Here is a 19,402-nt window from a genome sequence, read left to right as displayed (position 1 = left end):
CGTCCGCCGCGATGCGGTCGGTGGCGATCAGGGCGCCGTCGAGGATGACGAACCCCGCGCTGTTTGGGCAGACGAGTCGCGGCGTGGCGCCGTTTGAGCAGGTCGTGGTGCCGGCGCAGGTTCGTGTTGGGACCGTGCCAGCAGCAGAAGGTGTCGCGGTTTCTCCATCGGGAGGTGGTGGAGCAGGCCGGTGAGGACAGCCCGGTCGGTGTCCGTCAACGTGACCTTGCCGGCCTGGCGTGGACGTACGGAGCGCAGCCCGCGCTGGTCCTGGCGCTCGGACGCGGACGGGAACGCCACCTGGGGCCCGACCAGCCGCTCCGTGCCGCAGTGGACCCGCCCCGCGCGACCGGCGTGGAGACCCTCGGCCGGCACGGCCACTGACGCGCCGTTCGCAGTCGGTTCTTGGCGTACGCCGTCAGTTTGTCGTTTCGGGGTCTGGGCCTGCTTTCTCCCTTCGTCGGTGTTTCGGTGGTCAGGGTTCTGATCGCGGGGTTGTAGGTCAGCGAGATCGCCTCGCTGCGGAGGTGGGCGATCGCCTGGGAGGTGGTGGGCTGTGCCCAGTCATGGCTCACCGGCGTCGGCCGGTGAAGATCCATGTGGCTGGTGAGGCGGAGGTGCAGGGCCGGCAGATGCGGCAGGACATGCTCCTCGCGCAGACAGGCATGGGGGGCGCGGCCGGGTTGCGGGCGGGTGGCGCTTGTGTGGCCGTGGCGGCACCGGTAGCCGGGGCGGCGGTGACTCCAGTGGGATTCCATGCGGCGGCCGCAGACGCCGCAGCACAGCAGGCCTGCCAGGAGATAGGTGCGGCCTGGTGCGGAGTTTCGGCGGGCGCGGAGGTTCTGGACGGTGATGAAGTCGGCCTCGCCAACCAGCGCGGGGTGCGTGGGGCGCACGTCCTCACCGCTCGATGACGCGACACCAGGGCCGCCGCGCCGATTGGGCCCGGCGGTCCCGCCACACCCTCATTCAATCCTGGAGCTCTGAGGACTGAGATCAGAATGAGGTCTTCAGCCCTCGTCAGCAAGGTCACGAGGGCCTGGTGGATGCCGCCGCGGATCTCCCAGCGGACGCGTAGGCGGCGGAACCAGTGCAGCGGCGCAAGCGTGCCCCCCACCACCCAGCGGTGATCTGGCCGGAGCCGTGCTCGGTGCCGCGCCGGGCAATGACCGGGGTGATCTCGATGTGGAGGACTTGGCCGGGCCAGGCGTGGTTGCGATCGCGTCCACGACGAGTCAGTCGTGCCGGCCGGTGAGCCCGTACCCACCGTGCCGGAGAGCATGCTGGCCATAGCCAGTCAGGAACGCGGTGAGCAATTCGCTGAGTTCACTGTCGGCTCCCGGCTTGGGACGAGCGATGGGGGTCGGTGCGTACGTGCGCGCGCATCCCTTGCAGGCCGAACAGGATGAGAAGCTCCACCACGCCGCCGTCGGCGCTGCCCAGCCAGTGAGGCGAGGACGTGTCGAACTCGGCTGCCTCACCGGGCGGCAGCGTCAGGTCACGATCCCCGATCACGAGTCGCAGGCGTCCGCCCAGCACGTAGAGCCATTCGAAGCCTTCGTGGGTCTGCGGGGTCGGTTCGAGAGGTTCCGGCCGGGCGGGGATGATCATCTTGAACGCGTGCACACCGCCCGGTCGCCGGGACAGGGGCACGAAGGTCATGCCGAACCGGCTGATCGGCTTGAGGTGGATCCGGGGGTCGCCGGTGCGCGGGGCGCCGACGAGGTCGTCCAGCGGAACGTCGTAGATGCGGGCCAGTGGCAGCAGCAGTTCCAGGCTAGGCCGGCGCTGCCCGCTCTCCAGCCGGGACAGGGTGCTCTCCGACACGCCGGTCGTCGACGCGAGGTCGGCGAGGGTGATGCCGCGGTCACGACGCAGCGCACGAAGCCGTGGCCCCACCGCGTCGAGCACGTCGTCGTCCGTCGGGTGATCCATGGGACCCATCTTGCCATTACTGCAAGATTTCGTGCCAGGTCGTGGTGCGCCTGGCAAGACTGAGCGCCCACCGACACAAGGAGTCTTGATGAGCACCACCGATGCGGTCGCCTTCTGGGACCGCGTCTACACGGGCCCGGCCGGCAGCAGGCAACCCGCAGCCCGATGCTTGCCTCACCGAGACGGTAACGGGCCTGCCGCCCGGTGACGCATTGGACCTCGGATGCGGTGACGGCGGCGACGAGCTGTGGCTCGCCCGCCTGGGGTGGCAGGTCACAGCCGCCGACATCTCGGCCGTGGCGGTCGAGCGGCTCGCCGCCCTCGCCCGCTCACGCGGCCAGGGCGACCGCGTCACCACCGTACGGCACGACTTGCGCACGTCCATCCCGTCCAGCGGATTCGACCTGATCTGCACCCACTACTACCTGCGCACCCCCTTCGACCTGGAGCGGGCGACCGTACTGCGCTCGGCCGCGCACACACTGCGCCCGGGCGGGCGGCTGCTGGTCGTCGACCACGGCTCGGTCGCGCCGTGGTCGTGGAACCAGGACCCCGATACCCGGTACCCGAGCCCGCAGGAGTCGCCGCTGGTATCGATCTGGCCCCGGAGACATGGACGGTCGAGCGGGCCGACGCACCCCGCCGGATCGCGACCGGACCAGACGGGCGCACCGCCGAGGTCACCGACCATGTCCTCCTTATCCGCCGCACCGCCTGACACGGTGGCCGGCGCCGCCCTCAACGAAGGAAGGCGACCACTGTTGCCCAGCACCATGCACCGTGACCGCCGCGGCGACATCCCGCCGCCCCGGACCGGAAGCAACGAGACCGAGGCCCTGCGCGGATTCCTCGACTACCTCCGGACCTCGATCGCCGCGAAGGTCGACGGCGTCCCCGAGCCGCAGGTGCGAACAGCCGCGGTGCCGTCGGGCACGAACCTGCTCGGCCTGCTCAACCACCTGACTCTCGTCGAGCGCTCTCCCTCGGGGGCGACGCCACCGACTGGCAGGCGACATTCCAAGCCGCACCAGCGGACAACGTGGCCGATGTCGTCACCCCCTACCGGGACGCGGCCAAGCGCGCGAACGACGTTCTCGACGGGTGCACCGATCTCGGCGCACCGGTCCCCCGACCACGGCCGGACCGCCCCGCTCCCAGCATCCGCTGGGCACTCACCCACATGATCGAGGAGACCGGCCGGCACGCGGGCCACGCCGGCATCCTCCGCGAACTCATCGACGGCACGACCGGCCGCTGACCCACCCTCTCCAGGACGGAAACACATGATCACAGAACCACGGCCGTTGCCACGCCGCTCCCTCCGTTCCGCGCACACGGCGGCAACCGTGATGCTCACCCTCCTGCTTGCGATCGCCACGACAGCCTGTTCCACCCCCGCCTCCACGTCCACGCCGACAGCCGGCGGCGATGTTCCCGCCTACGCCGCCGCCACCCAGGACGATCCCCGGTTCAAAAAGACCTTCCGGCACAAGTTCGCCGACGTCGACGGTGTCCGTATGCACTACGTGAAGGGCGGCAGCGGCACACCGGTCGTGCTGATACACGGTTGGCCACAGACCTGGTACGGCTGGTGGCCGATCATGCCGGAACTCGCCAAGCGCCACACCGTCTACGCCGTCGACCTTCCCGGACTGGGCGACAGCATCGGCTCACCGACCGGCTACGACAAAGCCACGCTGGCGCGGTACGTGCACAAGCTGATCGCCGATCGGCTCGGGGTGCGTGATGCCCGTGTCGTCGGGCACGATTTCGGCGCCGCCGTGGCATTCCAGTACGCCAGCCAATTCCCCGACGACACCGCACGCCTCGGCTACCTCGACCTGCCGCTGCCCGGGCCCGCGGTCGATGCACGTACCTACCGCTCACTGAGTTGGCACATCGCCTTTCACTCCCAGCGACGAGTCCCCGAGGCGGTCGTGGATGATGATGTCCGCGAGTACCTGGCACTGTTCTATCCCCAGGTCTCGTTCGGTGGCACGGCGTTCGGTGGCACCTCCGACCGGTCCCCGTTCACCGGCGCCGAGATCGACGAGTACGCACGAACTTACAGTCGGCCCAAGGTCCTGTCGGGCGGCTTCGAGCTCTACCGCGCCCTCGACAAGGACGTCCGCGACACCGTGGCAGCGGCACCGGTGCGTGTCCCGACCCTGCTCATGACCGCCCAAGGGCAACTCGAAGCGATCCAGGGCACAGTCGCCCCGCGCATGACCAACATCGTGCGGGCGGTGGACGTGCCAAAGGCCGGGCACTGGCTCGTCGAGGAAAACCCTCGGTTCGTCACCGCCGAGCTGTTGCGTTTCCTCGACGGATGACCACGCCACCAAGGCGGCACCGTTCGGCACGGGCCGCGCCATCCACGCATTTGTGTCAGGAGGCTGCTGGACCAGGTACTCCTCGGGGGTGAGATGTTCCCCCAGAGGTATCCGAGAACGGCATGTGCGGCGCGGGCGCGCCACAGCGGCGACATGCCGCTGTTCATGCGGGTCCAGATGTCGGCGAAGGCGGTGACGATCGGTGTGGCATCCGGTGCGGCTCGGACGGGGTGCGAAGGGTCCGCAGGATCATCTCCTGGCAGTCCGCCACCGCTGCTCTACCTGCGCCACAGCCATGCGCATCGGGTCCAGTCCGCCGACAACTGGCTCCGACAGTCGCGTTCCAGCTCTTCTTCAACGATCCGAACCGCGGCATCCTGCTCAATCACGGGGACCGCACAGCAGGCATGGTCCGCGCGGAGGTGGCCGAGCAGATCGCCGAGGTCATGAAGAGTCCGGCGAGCACCCGGTGACCCGCTCTGTCCTCCGGTACGTGAAGCACCGGATCACCCAGCGGCCAGACATAGAGGTGACCTTCCAGGCCGAGTGCCAGACATGCGAGTGGAAGGCGAGGCCCTCGACGGACGGCACCACGGTCGACGTCGAGTGCATGAGCCACACCGGCCGGACAGGACGCCCAGGGCTTCGGAGCACCTGCACATCCTTCGCCATGGTGACCAGGGTAGGTATCGAAGCCGTCTCGGCTCGTTGAACACGGGCGAGGTCCGATTAACGGGATGAACGAAGACTCCGCACGTTAACGATGGGGCGACCGGACATACAGGAGGCCGACTCATGGTGCAGATGCCCGTACCGGAGCATGATGAATCCAAAGGGAGCCGCCGGGAGAGTCGCCCCGTCTCATCAGCTACCGGTCCAAGACCAGCCCGCAGGTGACTGTGGAGTGGCGCATGGTCACATGCTCGAAGGAACAGCGGCTCCGTCTTGCTCGCATCCTCTTCAAGGACCTGCCGCGCTCCGAGGAGCTACCCGTTCGCTGACAGCAGTCCTGCCCTGCAACCAGGAGTTGCGTTGTGCCGGACGGGATGCCTACTGGCGTGTGAACCTTCCCCGAGATGTCCGAACTTGCCCACCTCACTGGCGAGTTCCCTGCGCTGCTGACCCCAGCGGAGGCAACGAAGCCAAGCTCACCGACTGGATCACCACGATCGGCGCCGCCGGTCTGCCCCATCTGCACTCCTTCGCGAACGGCCTCGAACTCGACCGCGCCGCTGCCGACGCCGGACTCACCCTCACGTACCACAACGGCCGTACCGAGGGCGTCAACACGCGAACCAAGCGGATCATGAGGCAGATGCACGAGCCGGGTTCCCCCTGCTCCGTCACCGCATCCTCCTCCAGTGATCACTGCACAGCGCTACCACTGATTACGGGACAGAGCCGGTCGTTTGACAGACCCACATTCTCTCGAAGTGGCGGTCATCGGGCGCAGAGCGCACCTTGCTGCCCGATGTGACGTCAGGGGCGGCGTTCCTCGGCGACGAGGGCGAGTACTCGCCCTCGCTCGTCGCGGCCCCAGGTTTCTTTGGTGGCGAGAATTCCGACGAGGCCGATCACGGCGGCGCCGAGGTAGAGCAGGGCGGCGCCGGGCCAGCCAAAGGTGCCCACCAGGGCTGCGGCGAGCAGAGGCGCGAAGCCGCCGATGGCTGCGGCGACTTGATAGCCGAGCGAGGCTCCCGAGGTGCGGGTGGCGGTGCGGAACTGCTCGGTGAGCAGGGCCCCCTGTGTCCCGGTGAGCGAGGCGTGGATGAGCCCGATTCCGATGATGAATACGGTCACGATCAGTGCTGGATGGGCGGTGTTGGTGAGCAGGTACATCGGGAAGGCGAAGAGGATCGCTGCCGTGCAGCCCGTGATGTAGATGGGGCGGCGTCCGATGCGGTCGGTGAGCGCGCCGGCGAGGAAGGTGACCGCGATGGCCAGGATGCTGGCGGCCGTGATGGCGCCGAGAGCGACCGGTCGCAGATCGGGGTTGCGTTCGGTGATGTAGTTGAGTAGGTAGGTTGCGGTGGAGTAGTAGGCGAAGGATTCGACGACGCGCAGGGCGATCACACGCAGGATGCTCCGCCAGTCGTCGCGGAGGGTCGCAAGGAGGGGGTTCTTCTCGGTCTTTCCACTGGCCTGGGCTTCCTTGAACTCAGGAGATTCGGAGAGCCGGGAGCGCACAATCAGCGCGACGATGACGAGGACGGCGCTGAGCAGGAAGGGTGTTCGCCACTGCCAGTCGCCGTCGAGTGTGGCGCTCCAGGCGAATACGCCGCTGGCGAGTGCGATGCCCAGGGGGTTGCCGGACTGGGGGATGGCGGCGAACATACCGCGGCGGTGCCACGGGGCGTGTTCGTAGGCCATGGTGATCGCCCCGCCCCATTCGGCGCCGAACGCCAGGCCCTGGATCATGCGGATCGCTACGAGCAGGATCGGTGCGAGTACACCGGCCTGCTCGTAGGTCGGCAGCACGCCGATGAGGAATGTGGCGGCGCCCATGACGACCATGGCGGCGACCAGGACGGGCTTGCGGCCGAGCTTGTCGGCGAAGTAGCCGCCGATCGCGCCGCCGAGCGGGCGCATGACGAAGCCGACCGCGAGAGTGGCGAACGACAGGAGTGTGCCGACGAACCGGTCGTTTTCGGGGAAGAAGACGGCTCCGAAGTAGAGCGCGGACGCGGTTCCGTAAGCGATGAAGTCGTAGTTCTCGACGCTGGTGCCGACGGCTGCGGCGACTGCTGTCTTGACGCGGTCCTTCGTGCCGAGCACGCTTCGCCGTCCGACAACGGTGCTGGTGGACATGAGGATTCTCCTTGCAGGTGGTCTCCGGATCGCGTGTGCCTGATGCGGGAGCCCCGGGCCGGCACGGCAGGGCCGTGGCTCCTTTCCGGTGGTTCCAGGTATGCCGAGGCGACGCACGGCGGCGTCGTACGAAGGGGGCGCGGGCGGGACCTCGCCCGCCGGCGGGGTCAGGCCGGCGGCGGGGTCAGGGTGTCGAGCGCGTTGAGCTTGGTGACTCTGCGGCGGGTGTCCTCGTCGTCGTCGAAGGTGGCGGCGAGGAACTCGCGGACGATGTCGGGCACGAGCGCGTGCGGGACGAGCCAGGCGCCCATGGCGATGGCGTTGGCATCGTCGTGCTCGACCGCTTGATGGGCGGAGTAGGGCTCGTGAGCCAGACCGCAGCGGATGCCGGGCAGTTTGTTCGCGGCCATGATGGCGCCTTGACCGGTGCCGCAGACGAGCACGGCCCGATCTGCGGACCCGGCGAGCACCGGGTCGCAGGTGGCCCGGGTGATGTCGGGAAAGTCGACAGGGTCGGAGTTGTGGGTGCCGCAGTCGATGACCTCGTGGCCGAGATCCTCGATGGCCCGGCGCACGGCGTCTTTGAGCGGGTACCCGGCATGGTCTGCTCCGAGGGCGATTTTCATCGGCTGGTCTTTTCGAAGAGGGCGGGCTCAAGTGCGGCCCGGTGAGGGATGGATGGTGGGACGCCCGGCCGGGTGACGGCAAGCGAGGCGGCGGCGAGCGCGCAGTCGCTGTTCGAAGGGCAGTGTGCGGAGCTGCCGGGCAACCAGTGAGGTGTCGCCTGCAGCCGTGGAGTCGACGGCAGCGACATTGCTCGCGGGTACGTGCCCACACTTGCCGCCACAAACGTGGTAGGCCGCGCCGGCGGAGCCGAGCGTGCGGACGACGTCGGCGCCGAGTTCTGGGAGTTCAGCAAGACGGGGCCTGGAGATCCTGGTCGGGGATGCCCGGTAACGCGGCGGCGGCCGTGTGGTCCCGCTCGTTGACGACGAGCAGGTCACGGTCGGCGACGATGCCGCCTGGACGCAGCACCGCGCAGGTGCGTTGGACATCAGCACCGGCAATCGCGTGGTCGGCGCCGGGCAACACCACGATGCAGTTCCCTGCCACGTCATCGATGGAGACGACAGCCCGCCCCGAGGATGTGTCCTCCTCCAGCCGCGCGCTGGTGGCAATGCCGATGCCGTCGCGAGCGAGGAAATCAAGCAGGACAGCGCCGGGCGCGGCCTCCATGGCACCCGCCATACGCACTGAGGCACCGGCGCGGACTGCGGCGGCGGCCTCATGGGCACCTTTACCGCCCGGAGCCGTCATCGAGGAGTGTGCGCCGATGGTCCTGCCGGGGCCGGGCAGCTGGTCGTGGCGGATGGCTTCGTCCATGTCGATGCTGCCCACAACGGTTGTGCGAGTGCTCATTGGACGCCCCTTCGTGACCGGTCGACGAAGGAAGTGGCGATGCGTCGCCCAGGTGCGCCGCGGCCGGCGAGAAGGTCGACCAGTCCGCGCACGCCGAGTCGGCCGATCGACGACGCGTCGTTGCGAACCGCGCTGATGGGCGGTGATGCGAACTCGAACCAGTCGAGGTCGTCGAAGGAGACGACCTCGATGCGGGCGGCCTGCTCCGCACCGAGCCGCTCGCGCAGCGCGCGGACGGCCCCGAGGGTGGTCAGGCCGTTCGCGCCGAAGACGGCCGTGAAAGGAACGCCCCGGTCGATGACGCGGCACATCGCCTCGGCCGCGCCGCTGGCCAGGAAGTCACCGGCGTCGAGCAGCCTGTCGTCCGTGCTGATCCCGTGCTTCTCACGCCCGGCAAGGTAGGCGGCGCGGCGTTCCGCGCCGGTGGAGATCGTGTCGGGGCCGCCGATGAACGCCACGTCGCGGTGTCCGCGCTGCCGCAGCCAGGCCAGGACATGCCCGACGCCCTCCGCGTTGTCGGTGCCGTACAGCGGGGCGTCAACACCCTCGATCGTACGGTTGAGGAAGACGAGCGGCAGCCCGGAGGCCAGCGTGGCCGCAAGCTGCGGCGAGACCGTGCCCTGCGGGGAGAACAGCAGGCCGTCGATGCGTTGCGAGGCGAAGGTCCGCAGGTATGCGTCAGCTTGTTCAGCGTCCTCGTTCGCGTTGGCCAGCAGCATGGTGTAGCCGTGGTGACGCGCTTCTTGCTCCGCGGCGTGGGCGAGTTCGGAGAAGAACGGGTTGCGGATGTCCGAGACGAGCAGCCCCAGCACGTCGGTACGGGAGCGTCGCAGAGAACGGGCGGGGCCGTTGGCGATGTAGCCCAGCTCGGCCGCGGCGGCGAGGACGCGGGACCGGGAGTCGGGCGAGGTCTGGCTGCTGCCGCTGAGTACCCGGGACGCGGTACCCAGCGAGACCCCGGCCCGTGCCGCGACGTCCTTGATCGTGGCCACCTGCTCCACCTCCTCGTGGAAACGTTTCCATGGCGGGAATGCCTCAAAGGTCGCACACGGAACGCGCAATGAGCAAGACCCATCCGTAGCCTGAAGCGGAAGCCCCGCACGAGCCTGTCGCCACACGATCCCGCTCGGCAGCTCATACGGAGAGGGCGCTCTCGCGCGAACTTAGCGCCGTGGAAGGGGAGTTCGATGCTCTTGTCATCCCCGTGGCTGGCGGAGCCGTCATCGAGGTGCGGGTCATGGCGCCCTCCTACAACCCGGACACCGGCGCCCCCACCTATCCGCCGTGGCCGGGTCGCCCCTGCCCGGGGTGGACCTCACCGGCTACCGGACCTTTCGGGACGCCCGCTTCGGCGGAAGCTTCGAAGGGGACACGCAGATCGGGCTGGGCGTGCGCGCCCGGCTGCCCTTTCGGGTGCTGACGCTCATCGACCGCGTGGTGGTGGACGTCGCGCACTCATGGACCGGCCGCTGACGCCGCTGTCGGCCGATGAGCCTTGCACCGTCGTAGCCGGCAATGGCAAGCCCGGCAGTCCCCTCAGCGAAGAAGCTCAGCCCAAGTGCCGTCGCAGTACCAGGCGTCGATAACTGGTCACGGTTTCACGGGCCGCTACGGCACCTTCTCACTGTTCTCAGGGACGAATGCCCCTGTAAACGGCGGCCTGACGACCCAGCAGTCCTGGGCCCGTGTCGGAGCAGTTCGAGTCGCCGCCGGCACACACCCGCTCGCGTCGGCGCAAGCTGCTGAGAATCCCGCTCGATGTACCTGCCTTTCGGCGCGCAGGGCGCAGGTGTTGTCGGCTGTCGCGACTGTCCCACGGAGGGTGGGTGCGACGGACCCTCCCTGAGCCCCGCCCGCGGCCTTAGCGTCGAGTCATGAACGATGAACAGTTGATCACGGACCTGCACAGCCGGTGGGTGTTCGGCTGGGAGCGCGATGAGGGGGACGCGCCGTTCGACTTCCGGCGCACGTTCGACGGGTTCTACGACTTCAGCTCTCCGGACGTCCGCCTCTACGACGACTTCGACCCCGAGCAGCGTGTGGCGACGACAGCCGCCGGGTACGGCTCGATCTGGGAGCCCGGCTTTCACAGGATGGTCTCCGCGCATCATGCCGTCCATGACGGCCCGCACGTCATCGCGGGCCACGATCTGGCCGCGTCCACCCTGACGTTCGTAGCGCGGATCACCATGCCCGACGTCACCACGGACCTGCGCACCACGACCTCGCTGGTCTGGCGCCGAACGCCGGACGGCTGGCGGATCGTCCGCGAACACAACTCGACCAAGGTTCTGCCCGCGGGGGACCTCGACGGCATGCTGCCGACGCACGAGACTCCCTGACCCCGTGCGCCGGCTCGGGCTCAAGAGGACGGCCGGGCCCGGGCCCGGGGGTCTGCTCGGTGCAGGCCGCGGCCGACCGCAAGAACCCGGCCCTCGATTGAACCGTTGGTGCCGTAGGACCGTTGTTGCTCGCCAGGAAGGTCACAAGGAGACTCGGGCAGGACCGTCCCACACACCGTGACGGAATTGAGGCCGCCTGACGGGTAGACGTTGCTCGACGTGCTGTCCTCGCCCCCGCTAAGCCCTGCGGGCAAAAGGAGTTTCCGTCAAGTGATCGAGGAGTCGTGATGAGTGCGCTGTACGACCAGATCGGAGCGTCCTACGAACCGGTCAAGCTCCTTCCCATCGTGCGGTACGGCGAGCGGCACACACTGGGCCGCCTCCTCGCGGATGTGCGTGCGCGAAATGTGCTGGATATTCCCTGCGGCACTGGATTCTACGCACGCGAGTGCATGCGGCTCGGCGCCAGACAGGTAGTCGGCGTGGACGTCTCCACCGAAATGATTTCCGTGGCCCGCGGCATGGCGGAGCAAGACCAGTACGGGATCGAATATCAGGTGCATGACGCTCTGCGGCTCCCGTTGTTGGGAAAGTTCGACATGTCGATCGCGATCTGGCTGTTCAACTACGCATCGAACGAGTATGACCTGCGAACCATGTTTGAACGCATCACCGAGAACCTGACCGACGACGGATTCATCATCGGCGTCACAATGGACAGTTCGTATCGCGACGGGCTCGACTCGCGAAAGTACGGAGTGTCGCTGAAGTTCCTGGAAGCGGTCGAGGGCGGTCGGAAGTGGTCATGCACACTCCACCCGTCCGGCGGAGACATCACGTTCGAAACCTTCATGCTCGACAAGAAATGCTACGAGCGTGCTGCCGCCGCTGCCGGACTGTCCATCGAATGGATTCCGATCGAGATCAGTCAGGACGGGATCGACGCGTTCGCAACAGGGTTCTGGCAGGGCGCGATTGACAATCCCTTGATGATCGCATTCCGCGCAACTCGGAACTGAACGCGTGGCAAGTCCGGACAACCGGCCAGACATGAGCACGGGATACCGGTGGTTCACCGACCCCGCTGCCAGGCAGATCTACGCGCCCGAGGAGCATCCCTTCCTCACCCGGATGTACGCCTCGGGACCGCGCGAACTCGTCACCCTCCGTGTTCCCGGCTCCCGAGCCGCGCACCTGGCCGACCTGCTGAAAGGCAACTGTCATGCCTGACGAGCTGACTCCTCAGAACATAGTCCAACTCGCCGGCGGCTACTGGGCCGCCAGGACGCTGATGAGTGCCAACGAGCTCAGGGTGTTCACTGCGCTGAGCACCGGGCCGAAGACCAGCGAGAGCAGCTGACCAAGGACGTGAATCTGCACCGACGCGGCGCCAAGGCGCTGCTCGACGTGCTGGTCGGGCTCGGCATGCTCGAGTGCGAGGGGGGCGACCTGTACGGCAACACACCGGAGACCGAAGCTTTTCTGGTCGAAGGCCGCGAGACCTACGTCGGCGGCCTACTCGACCTGATGGGCGGCCAGATGTGGCAGTGCTGGAGTGGCTTCACCGACATGCTGCGTACCGGGCGGCCGCAGTACGCACCGACCGGCACGGACGAGGGGACCGTCTTCGACGTTCACTACGCTGATCCGGATACTCTGACGACCTTCCTCACTGCCATGAGCGGAATCAGCGCGGGGCCGGCACGGGCGCTGGCCGAGGCGTTCCCCTGGGACCGTCACCGTTCGGTGGTCGACATCGGCACCGCGCAGGGACGCCTGCCGGTGGAACTCGCACGCACTCACGCCCATCTCGCCGTCGGCGGGTTCGACCTGCCGACGGTCGGCCCGGCCTTTCAGTCCTACGTCGCCGAGAGCGGTCTGTCCGAACGGATCACGTTCTGTCCCGGCGACTTCTCCACCGACGAGTTGCCGACCGCCGACGTGCTGGTGATGGGCCACTCGCCGCGTACAGCTCGACCTTCGACAACCGCGGCATGACCAGCACCTTCATCACGCGCATCCCGATGCTGCCCTGGCAAGAGACATGGTGACTCCCAAACCCATCTACAAGCGACGTCACCGAGATGCCAGGTACCCCCCATATCCTCGGTACCGGCGTACCCGTCACCGCGGAGGTATCCGATGACCAGCTCAGACACACCGGACCAGCCCGTCCCGCAGGCCGACACGGCCGCAGCCCTGATGGAACGCCTGGCCGAACAGCTCGGTAGCCGGGCCTCGGTGTCAGCCGTTTTCGGCGAACCCGTCACCAGCGACGGAATCATCGTCATTCCGGTCGCCGAAATCGGCTTCGGATTCGCCGGGGGCACGGGCCCCGAAGCCGGAGCCGCCAACCCCGGCGAAGGCGGGGGCGGAGCCGGCGCCCGCCCCCGCGGCTACATCGAGATCAAAGACGGCACCGCCACCTACAAACCCCTCCGAGCCCCCTGGGCCAATGTCGCCATACCGCTCGCTGCCCTCCTGGCAGGAACCGTCGTCCCCCTGCTCGTTCGCCGCCTCGCCAAGCGCCGCCCTCACTGAACAACTGCAACGACGAACCAGACATCAACTCAGGTACCGCCTCTGACAGGTGTGTCGTGTATCGCGAAGGGACCGGAGCCCTTGTTCGCCGGGGCCGTACTCGAACTCGGTCGCCGTCTGGCCGTGGTGATTCCGTCGAAGGACTACCGGCAGAACAAAGTCAAGCCCGATCACGCGGCGGCCTTCGACCGGCTCGTTGAAGCAGTCGAGGAGGTGCTGGTGTTGGACCACGAGACTGCGAACCGCTCGGCGTACGAAGACGCCAACCAAACCATTCTCCGGCGCGCTGATCGGCTTGTCGCGATGTGGAACGGCGAGCCACCATCCGGCAAGGGAGGAGGCACCGGGCACACCGTCTTCGAAGCACGCGAGGCCGGGCTCCCGGTGTACGTCGTGTGGCCAGACGGGGCGTCGTGGCAGGGTTGATCTGCCCCTACCGCGTGGGCCAGATGCCATGCGCACGTGCCGGGGGCCGGGTCATCGAGTGAGCGCCAGGGCGGCGGGGCCGGCGGCCTCCCACCCCTCCTGGGGAGCAGGGACGTGTGCCAGGCGGCGAGCCGGCAGAGGCTGAGTGACGCGATGCTGCACGCCCAACGGAGCAACGCCGACTGCCGCCGCTCCCCTTGAAGGAAGCAGCAGCAGCCACGGCTCCGGAAGGGCATGGCGTCGGTGAGAGGTAACCACGGAGCCGCCACGTCCACCGTGCCCACCCCGGAGCAGTACGGCAAGCAGAACTACGCCAAGCGCATGACGAAGGGCCCCACTGTGCGCGGGCGCCGGGGGGCGTGTGCGGGCGCCGTGCTGCACAACGGCGCCCTGGGGGTCCGAGCATGCTGGTCGAAGGCGTGCCGTGCACCAACCCACGTCGGATGGCGGCGATGTTCCGGAGGTCCTTTAGCCCGGATCTCTGCCGACTGGAATTGAGCCCGATCGGCTCTTCATACCCGACAGTGCGGCAAGGTCGCTCTGTGTGGCGAGCGAGGACCCGCGGTTGTCACCGGTCTCAGACCTGACGGTGAGCCCGGCCTGGGCGGCCGACTCGGACAAGTAAGTCAAGCCTTACTTTTGCAGAAATTAGCCTGCACAGTGGAGGGCCGAGTCGAGAGGAGCTGCTGTTGTCGCAGTTCAATGAGGGTGTCGCAGAACAGGTCGAGATGGAGCAGGCCGACGTGGCCGCCATGTACGGGCTGCTCGATGAGCGCTTGGCGGATGTACGGGCCCAGCTGGCCGTCGTCCTGAGGTCGTCGGCCGACAGCGCGGGGGAGGTGTATGCGCGCGAAGTCGACGCAGAGCGTCTGGCGCGTTGGCTACGCCGGCTGGAGGGAGCCGAGGAGGGGTTGGCGTTCGGCCGGATCGATGGCGCGGACGGAACTGTCCTGCACATCGGACGACTCGGCCTGCACGTGGACGACCGGGACCTGCCGCTGCTCGTCGACTGGCGGGCGGAAGCGGCGCGGTCCTTCTACGCGGCGACGGCCGTCCACCCGATGGGGCTACGGCGGCGGCGTCATCTGCGGGTCGAGGACCGTGCAGTACGTGCGGTGAGCGACGAACTGCTGGACGGATCCGCGCCTGGGGTCGGCGATATCGTCGGCGACGGTCCGTTGACGGAGGCGCTGGAGGCCCAGCGTACGGGGCGGATGCGCGCAGCGGTGGCGACGCTGCAGGCAGAGCAGGACGAGATCGTCCGGTCCGCGCATCGGGGGGTGACGGTGGTGCAGGGCGGCCCCGGTACGGGCAAGACCGTTGTCGCGCTGCACCGGGCGGCGTACGTGCTGTACGCGTTCCCGGGCGCCGCGGCGCGCGGTGTGCTGGTGCTCGGGCCGAACGCGCGGTTCCTCGACTACGTCTCCCGTGTACTGCCCTCGCTCGGGGAGAACGATGTGGTCCTGGCGACGTGCGCGGAGCTGGCCGGAGTAGTGCCCGCAGCCGTGGAGTCGTTTGATGTCGCACAGCTCAAGGGGGACATGGCGTCGGCCGAGGCGCTTGCGGACCTGGTGCGTTCCTGGCAGGCACCGGACGGCGGGTTCGTGGTGCGTGTGGGGCAGGAGCGGGTCCGTCTGAAGGGCGGGGACATCGCGGCAGCACGCCGGGCCGCGGTGGCGAGCGGCCTGGCGCACAACCCCGCGCGGGAGGCGTTCAAGGAGGGCCTGATCGGCATGGTCACCGACGCGATGGAGCGCGGGGCCGTCGAGGCTCTCGAACGCTTGGACGCCGAAATCACTGGAAGTACGGGCCTGGATCTCGATGCCGCGGCCGCGGACGATCTCCGGACTCTCGGCTTCGACGACGCACCGGCCGCGAACCCGGCCGAGGTGTTCGACGCGGACGCCGTCCGTGCGAGCCTCATGGATGACATCGACGCCGACCGTGCGGTGGAGTCCCTCTGGCCTCGGCTGACACCCGAGATGGTCGTACGGGCCCTTCTGGCGGACGTTCGCACGATGGCCCGGTACCTGCCGTCACTCACTGATGACGAACGTTTTCGGCTGATGCGTACTGCCGACGGACCGTGGACCGATGCCGATGTACCGCTGCTGGATGAGGCGGCAGACCTGGTGAACGGCCCGCCGGAGCGGACGTTCGGGCACGTCGTAGTTGACGAGGCCCAGGAGCTCACCGCCATGCAGTGGCGGATGGTGATGCGCCGGTGTCCGGCCAAGTCCATGACGCTCGTGGGCGACTTCGCCCAGGCGGGCCCCGCGACGGCGGCAAACGACTGGTCCCAGGCTCTGGGCCCGCACCTCGGCAGCCGATTCGCTCTGCACACCTTGACCGTCGGATACCGCACGACCCAGGAGATACTGGCAACCACCCACGACCTTCTCGCGCGGATCGCCCCCGGTCAGACGCCAAGCCGATCGATACGCCACGGCGAGCCACCCCGCAGCCTCACCGCGTATCCGCACACGCTCGCCACCACGGTGACCGAGGAACTCCGGGCACAGACCGAAGCACACCCGGGTGAACTCCTCGCCGTGATCTGCGCGGACCACCGGGTCAAGGAGATGGCATCCGCAGGTGTCGCACAGTGGGCGCGCCTCGTGCCGGCCTCCGAGGCCCGCGGCCTGGAGTTCGACGCGAGCGTCGTCGTCGGCCCGCAGGAGATCATCGCGGCCCGCCCCAGCGGCGAGCGTGACCTGTATGTCGCCCTCACGCGTGCCACCAAGAGACTGTGCACAATCGCCGTCCACACGGCGTCGCAGCACGCCTCGTAAGCCCCCTGATGGGCGCTCGGAGCTGGTACATGAATGGGCTGATATGGCGGGCCATCCCAACGCCCCGCTGACGCGGGAAGGGCGTCGCCGGTCATGTGAGCGTGTGGACGCCGGGCGTTCGGTTGCGCACATCGCGGCGGAAGCCGGGATCTCCCGCCGCTGCCTGGCCAAGTGGTACGCCCGCTGGCGCGCTCACGGCGAGAGCGGCCTGCTCGACCACTCCTCCCGACCCGCCACGAGTCCGGTCCGCACCACCGAGGACATCGCAGACTTGGTGGAGGCGCTGCGGCGCGACCCAAGTACGGGCCTGCCCGCCTCGCTGCCGTGCTCTCGTCGGGAACCGTCGACGAGTCCATACGACACCTCCTTGCCATGGCCCGGCACGCGCGCGCCACACACCGCCAGTACGACTGGCGCCGCCTGTCCACCAAGGTGGTCAAGGTCCTCGATGCAACGAACGAAGCCCTCGGCATGAGCTTTCACTGGTCCTTCAGATCCGAGGACCCCCTCGCGAGCGCCATGCAGTTACTCGCGGATCGTAAAGTTGTGCAGGCTGGCCACGGCCCGATGGGGACGCCGGACTGGCCGGCGTCCCGGATCGTTCACCGGCGTGCCGGGGAACCGCTCCCGACCTGTTTGCGCACCCGACCCACCAGCTCGTCGGCGGCCTGCGACCACTGGGGGTACTGGAAGTCAAAGCCTGCCTGGGGAAGTCGGCTCGGGACGACGCGACGGCTCTTCAGCAGCAGTTCGGTGTCGGAACGCAGAGCGAACGCGCCAACCTCGGCCATCCACTTGGTCGCTGGGAGACCTACCGGTACACCCCACGCGGAGCGCAGAGTGCGCATGAATGCGCGCTGCGGCAGGGGGTGGGGAGCCGCGAGGTTCACCGGCCCGGTCATGTCCTCCCGGTCCATCAGGAACTCCACCGCGCGCACGAAGTCGTGTTCGTGGATCCATGACACGTACTGCGCTCCGCCGGCGACCGGGCCGCCGAGACCCAGGCGGGCCAGTCCCAGCAGGACGGCGAAGACCCCGCCGGGGTCCGGACTCATCACCATGGCCGAGCGCAGGGCGACCTTGCGGGTGGCCGGCGTTTCGGCCTGCTGCTGAGCCTGCTCCCAGGCCTTGGCGATATCGACGCTGTACGCCCAGTAGTTCGGTACGTCCGCTTCGGTGCCGCCGATCACGCCGGTGGCCTCGTCGTTGGGGGCGTCGAAGCGGTGCGCATACACCGTGGCGGTGCTCATCTGCAGCCAGACCCGGGGCGGTCGGGCAGCGCCCGCGATCGCGGCGCCCACGACCCGGGTGGAGTCGACCCGGGAGTCCATCATGTCCTGCAGATTGGCCGCCGTGTATCGGCAACTGACACTGCGTCCGGCCAGATTGATCACGACATCGCTGCCGTCGACCGCCGCCGTCCATGGCCCCAGGGTCTTACCGTCCCATTGGACCTCGCGCTCGTGCTTGGGACGTCTGGTGAGAATCACGACCTCGTGGCCGGCGGCGTCGAGTGCGCGCTTCAGGACCGCGCCGACCTGTCCGGTCCCACCAGGAATCACGATCTTCATCGGCTACCCCTCCTTGGTCTCGGGGCGAGCCTAGACCAAAGAGTTGAACGCGTTCGAAACTGGGAGGTGTGATCTGCGATGTGAGCCCACCTCGCAGTCCGGCGCATGGCGCTGGACGTCATCCGAGCTGCCTGGTCAGGACGTTTGTCGTCCGGGAATCGGCGTGCAGGGCCCTGGGTGGCGGTGGGCCTGTCCGGTTTGATCACGTGATGGCGAGGGTGGTCAGGGGCGGGTGGCGTTGCGCGCGTGGTGGCGGAGGGAGGCGGTGATACTGCGGTGCCCTGCGAGACGGAGGGCTCCGATGGCGAGGTTGCGCAGGCCGGCCATGGCCCGAGGGGCGGTGCCGGTGCGCACGCGGGAGGCGTCCTCGGTCCAAGCAGTGTCGCGTACGTGGTGGAGTTGGTTCTCGATGTCCCGGTGCGGGCGGATGCGATGCGCGATTTCGGCGGCGCCTGCCCGCTCGGCCGTGAGGTCGGTGACGGCGTATACGCGCTCGAGGGTGACCGTGCCGGCAGTGATGGTGCGGCGGCGCACGATCTGTACTGCCTGTGCGGCGTGCGGGAAGTCGAGGTCGGCCACGGTGGCGGTCTTGACTCGACGGATCTCGTCGCGGCCGTGCGCGGTTGCGCGGGTCTTGCCCAGCAGGGGCATGTCCCGCCAGGGCAGGCGCTTCAGGCGCTGGTGCGAAAGCGGCTGGTTCGCCTTGACCACGGCGAGGTAGCGGGCTTTCTTGTCCTCCACGAGGAAACTCGCGTGTGCGACCTGGGAGTGCAGGGCGTCGGGGGTGACCACGGTGTCGGCCAGGTCGAGCCCGGCGAACATCGGCCGGAATACGGTGATTTCGTTGGTGTTACCGTCCACCTCACGATGGGCAGTGACCAGGCCGGTGGCGGTCAGCGCGGCGTGCAGGTGGACTTGGGTGCCGTCGGAGCGGCGGGCGCTCCTCATCGTCAAGCCGTCCGCGGCCAGGGAAACGGCGGGGCCGTGTGACCGGGTCCTGACGGGATGACGGGCGGTCGGGGGCGAGCCAGGAGCCGATCGCCGTGTCGAGCGCATCACAGCCGGTCAGACCGACTGAACGACGCCACCCTGTTCGGGTCCCGGACCGGTACAAAGTGCTCGACGAACTCCAGCCCCTGCCGAGGCTTGCGGTCGCGGCAGATGCAGGCGATCTCGCGGATGGAGGCGATCAGATCGACGGCGTCGATGCCGAGCCGGAGGCGCAGGCCGCACCC

General features: G+C 68.3%; 16 protein-coding genes and 9 pseudogenes. 16 read left to right on the top strand and 9 right to left on the bottom strand.

All coding sequences use genetic code 11. From position 1 onward, the window contains the following. Nucleotides 1-250 precede the first annotated feature (250 nt). Nucleotides 251-384: pseudogene (locus tag FPZ41_RS50595) on the top strand (DUF899 family protein); the annotation flags it as partial. A gap of 640 nt (nucleotides 385-1,024) precedes the next feature. Here FPZ41_RS50595 and FPZ41_RS48470 read toward each other — a convergent pair. Both FPZ41_RS48470 and FPZ41_RS21820 read right to left on the bottom strand, forming a co-directional pair. Then, nucleotides 1,025-1,179 (bottom strand): annotated as a pseudogene (locus tag FPZ41_RS48470) (IS5/IS1182 family transposase); the annotation flags it as partial. Nucleotides 1,180-1,326: 147 nt separating this feature from the next. Continuing rightward, on the bottom strand, nucleotides 1,327-1,935 hold the full coding sequence (locus FPZ41_RS21820) for a helix-turn-helix domain-containing protein (protein ID WP_152865091.1): 609 nt from the start codon (nucleotides 1,933-1,935) through the stop codon (nucleotides 1,327-1,329). Between the two features lie 88 nt (nucleotides 1,936-2,023). Here FPZ41_RS21820 and FPZ41_RS21815 point away from each other — a divergent pair. The 5 genes and pseudogenes from FPZ41_RS21815 to FPZ41_RS21795 form a co-directional block, all read left to right on the top strand. Next, a pseudogene (locus FPZ41_RS21815) lies at nucleotides 2,024-2,653 on the top strand (class I SAM-dependent methyltransferase). Between the two features lie 55 nt (nucleotides 2,654-2,708). Then, a pseudogene (locus tag FPZ41_RS21810) lies at nucleotides 2,709-3,193 on the top strand (mycothiol transferase). Between the two features lie 25 nt (nucleotides 3,194-3,218). Beyond that, a complete protein-coding gene (locus tag FPZ41_RS21805; RefSeq protein WP_152865089.1) occupies nucleotides 3,219-4,268 on the top strand; it encodes an alpha/beta fold hydrolase in 1,050 nt (349 codons plus the stop codon). A gap of 295 nt (nucleotides 4,269-4,563) precedes the next feature. Continuing rightward, entirely contained in the window at nucleotides 4,564-4,980 is a 417-nt protein-coding gene (locus FPZ41_RS50590) for a DUF7848 domain-containing protein (protein ID WP_456154445.1), read from the top strand. A gap of 358 nt (nucleotides 4,981-5,338) precedes the next feature. Further along, nucleotides 5,339-5,633: pseudogene (locus FPZ41_RS21795) on the top strand (ISL3 family transposase); the annotation flags it as partial. Between the two features lie 114 nt (nucleotides 5,634-5,747). Here the strand turns inward: FPZ41_RS21795 and FPZ41_RS21790 are convergent. The 4 genes from FPZ41_RS21790 to FPZ41_RS21775 form a co-directional block, all read right to left on the bottom strand. After that, nucleotides 5,748-7,076, bottom strand: coding sequence for an MFS transporter (locus tag FPZ41_RS21790; protein WP_152865087.1), 1,329 nt, complete (start codon nucleotides 7,074-7,076; stop codon nucleotides 5,748-5,750). A gap of 167 nt (nucleotides 7,077-7,243) precedes the next feature. Continuing rightward, entirely contained in the window at nucleotides 7,244-7,702 is a 459-nt protein-coding gene (locus FPZ41_RS21785; protein WP_152865085.1) for an RpiB/LacA/LacB family sugar-phosphate isomerase, read from the bottom strand. Between the two features lie 286 nt (nucleotides 7,703-7,988). Further along, nucleotides 7,989-8,495 (bottom strand): PfkB family carbohydrate kinase, encoded by a 507-nt coding sequence (locus FPZ41_RS47180; protein WP_194236169.1) that lies wholly within the window; start codon nucleotides 8,493-8,495, stop codon nucleotides 7,989-7,991. Next, the gene (locus FPZ41_RS21775; protein ID WP_152865081.1) at nucleotides 8,492-9,487 is read right to left on the bottom strand and encodes a LacI family DNA-binding transcriptional regulator; all 996 of its coding nucleotides are present in this window, start codon (nucleotides 9,485-9,487) and stop codon (nucleotides 8,492-8,494) included. The genes FPZ41_RS47180 and FPZ41_RS21775 overlap by 4 nt, the downstream gene beginning before the upstream one ends. 206 nt (nucleotides 9,488-9,693) lie before the next feature. Here FPZ41_RS21775 and FPZ41_RS21770 point away from each other — a divergent pair. The 10 genes and pseudogenes from FPZ41_RS21770 to FPZ41_RS50585 form a co-directional block, all read left to right on the top strand. Then, nucleotides 9,694-9,968 (top strand): annotated as a pseudogene (locus FPZ41_RS21770) (AMIN-like domain-containing (lipo)protein); the annotation flags it as partial. A gap of 401 nt (nucleotides 9,969-10,369) precedes the next feature. Beyond that, entirely contained in the window at nucleotides 10,370-10,837 is a 468-nt protein-coding gene (locus FPZ41_RS21765; protein ID WP_152865079.1) for a YybH family protein, read from the top strand. A 287-nt stretch (nucleotides 10,838-11,124) separates the two neighbouring features. Further along, complete coding sequence (locus tag FPZ41_RS21760; RefSeq protein WP_152865077.1) at nucleotides 11,125-11,856, top strand: class I SAM-dependent methyltransferase; 732 nt, start codon at nucleotides 11,125-11,127, stop codon at nucleotides 11,854-11,856. Between the two features lie 25 nt (nucleotides 11,857-11,881). Beyond that, a pseudogene (locus FPZ41_RS21755) lies at nucleotides 11,882-12,046 on the top strand (transcriptional regulator); the annotation flags it as partial. 13 nt (nucleotides 12,047-12,059) lie between these two features. Continuing rightward, nucleotides 12,060-12,197 carry a hypothetical protein gene (locus FPZ41_RS47175; protein WP_194236168.1) on the top strand — a complete coding sequence of 46 codons (138 nt, stop codon included), beginning with the start codon at nucleotides 12,060-12,062 and terminating at the stop codon, nucleotides 12,195-12,197. 47 nt (nucleotides 12,198-12,244) lie between these two features. After that, nucleotides 12,245-12,835, top strand: coding sequence for a methyltransferase (locus tag FPZ41_RS21750; protein WP_152865075.1), 591 nt, complete (start codon nucleotides 12,245-12,247; stop codon nucleotides 12,833-12,835). A 144-nt stretch (nucleotides 12,836-12,979) separates the two neighbouring features. After that, nucleotides 12,980-13,378: a GerW family sporulation protein gene (locus FPZ41_RS21745; RefSeq protein ID WP_152865073.1), complete on the top strand. Its 399-nt coding sequence runs from the start codon at nucleotides 12,980-12,982 to the stop codon at nucleotides 13,376-13,378. Nucleotides 13,379-13,420: 42 nt separating this feature from the next. Then, nucleotides 13,421-13,804: pseudogene (locus tag FPZ41_RS21740) on the top strand (hypothetical protein); the annotation flags it as partial. 752 nt (nucleotides 13,805-14,556) lie between these two features. After that, entirely contained in the window at nucleotides 14,557-16,596 is a 2,040-nt protein-coding gene (locus FPZ41_RS21735; protein WP_407698802.1) for a HelD family protein, read from the top strand. 43 nt (nucleotides 16,597-16,639) lie between these two features. Continuing rightward, nucleotides 16,640-16,850, top strand: a pseudogene (locus FPZ41_RS50585) (helix-turn-helix domain-containing protein); the annotation flags it as partial. A gap of 348 nt (nucleotides 16,851-17,198) precedes the next feature. Here the strand turns inward: FPZ41_RS50585 and FPZ41_RS21725 are convergent. From FPZ41_RS21725 to FPZ41_RS47170, 3 genes are all read right to left on the bottom strand, one after another. Next, the gene (locus FPZ41_RS21725) at nucleotides 17,199-18,167 is read right to left on the bottom strand and encodes a TIGR01777 family oxidoreductase (RefSeq protein ID WP_152865067.1); all 969 of its coding nucleotides are present in this window, start codon (nucleotides 18,165-18,167) and stop codon (nucleotides 17,199-17,201) included. Nucleotides 18,168-18,389: 222 nt separating this feature from the next. After that, a complete protein-coding gene (locus FPZ41_RS21720) occupies nucleotides 18,390-19,115 on the bottom strand; it encodes an ISAs1 family transposase (RefSeq protein ID WP_194236165.1) in 726 nt (241 codons plus the stop codon). 107 nt (nucleotides 19,116-19,222) lie between these two features. Then, nucleotides 19,223-19,402 (bottom strand): hypothetical protein (locus FPZ41_RS47170; RefSeq protein ID WP_194236164.1); only part of this gene is annotated, 180 nt, incomplete at its 5' end.

The organism is Streptomyces acidicola, from assembly GCF_009377235.1.
Taxonomy (GTDB): Bacteria; Actinomycetota; Actinomycetes; order Streptomycetales; family Streptomycetaceae; genus Streptomyces; species Streptomyces acidicola.
The sequence above is the reverse complement of the archived record's forward strand: the minus strand, read 5'-3'. Positions and strand labels throughout refer to the sequence as shown.

Excerpts from the sequence above, each read along its gene's own strand:
- FPZ41_RS21805 (WP_152865089.1), top strand. The coding sequence starts at position 3,219 with ATGATCACAGAACCACGGCCGTTGCCACGCCGCTCCCTCCGTTCCGCG.
- FPZ41_RS47180 (WP_194236169.1), bottom strand. The coding sequence starts at position 8,495 with ATGAGCACTCGCACAACCGTTGTGGGCAGCATCGACATGGACGAAGCC.
- FPZ41_RS21720 (WP_194236165.1), bottom strand. The coding sequence starts at position 19,115 with ATGAGGAGCGCCCGCCGCTCCGACGGCACCCAAGTCCACCTGCACGCC.
- FPZ41_RS47175 (WP_194236168.1), top strand. The coding sequence starts at position 12,060 with ATGCCTGACGAGCTGACTCCTCAGAACATAGTCCAACTCGCCGGCGGC.
- FPZ41_RS21790 (WP_152865087.1), bottom strand. The coding sequence starts at position 7,076 with ATGTCCACCAGCACCGTTGTCGGACGGCGAAGCGTGCTCGGCACGAAG.
- FPZ41_RS21765 (WP_152865079.1), top strand. The coding sequence starts at position 10,370 with ATGAACGATGAACAGTTGATCACGGACCTGCACAGCCGGTGGGTGTTC.
- FPZ41_RS21745 (WP_152865073.1), top strand. The coding sequence starts at position 12,980 with ATGACCAGCTCAGACACACCGGACCAGCCCGTCCCGCAGGCCGACACG.
- FPZ41_RS21785 (WP_152865085.1), bottom strand. The coding sequence starts at position 7,702 with ATGAAAATCGCCCTCGGAGCAGACCATGCCGGGTACCCGCTCAAAGAC.
- FPZ41_RS21735 (WP_407698802.1), top strand. The coding sequence starts at position 14,557 with ATGTACGGGCTGCTCGATGAGCGCTTGGCGGATGTACGGGCCCAGCTG.
- FPZ41_RS50590 (WP_456154445.1), top strand. The coding sequence starts at position 4,564 with ATGCGCATCGGGTCCAGTCCGCCGACAACTGGCTCCGACAGTCGCGTT.
- FPZ41_RS21725 (WP_152865067.1), bottom strand. The coding sequence starts at position 18,167 with ATGAAGATCGTGATTCCTGGTGGGACCGGACAGGTCGGCGCGGTCCTG.
- FPZ41_RS21820 (WP_152865091.1), bottom strand. The coding sequence starts at position 1,935 with ATGGATCACCCGACGGACGACGACGTGCTCGACGCGGTGGGGCCACGG.
- FPZ41_RS21760 (WP_152865077.1), top strand. The coding sequence starts at position 11,125 with ATGAGTGCGCTGTACGACCAGATCGGAGCGTCCTACGAACCGGTCAAG.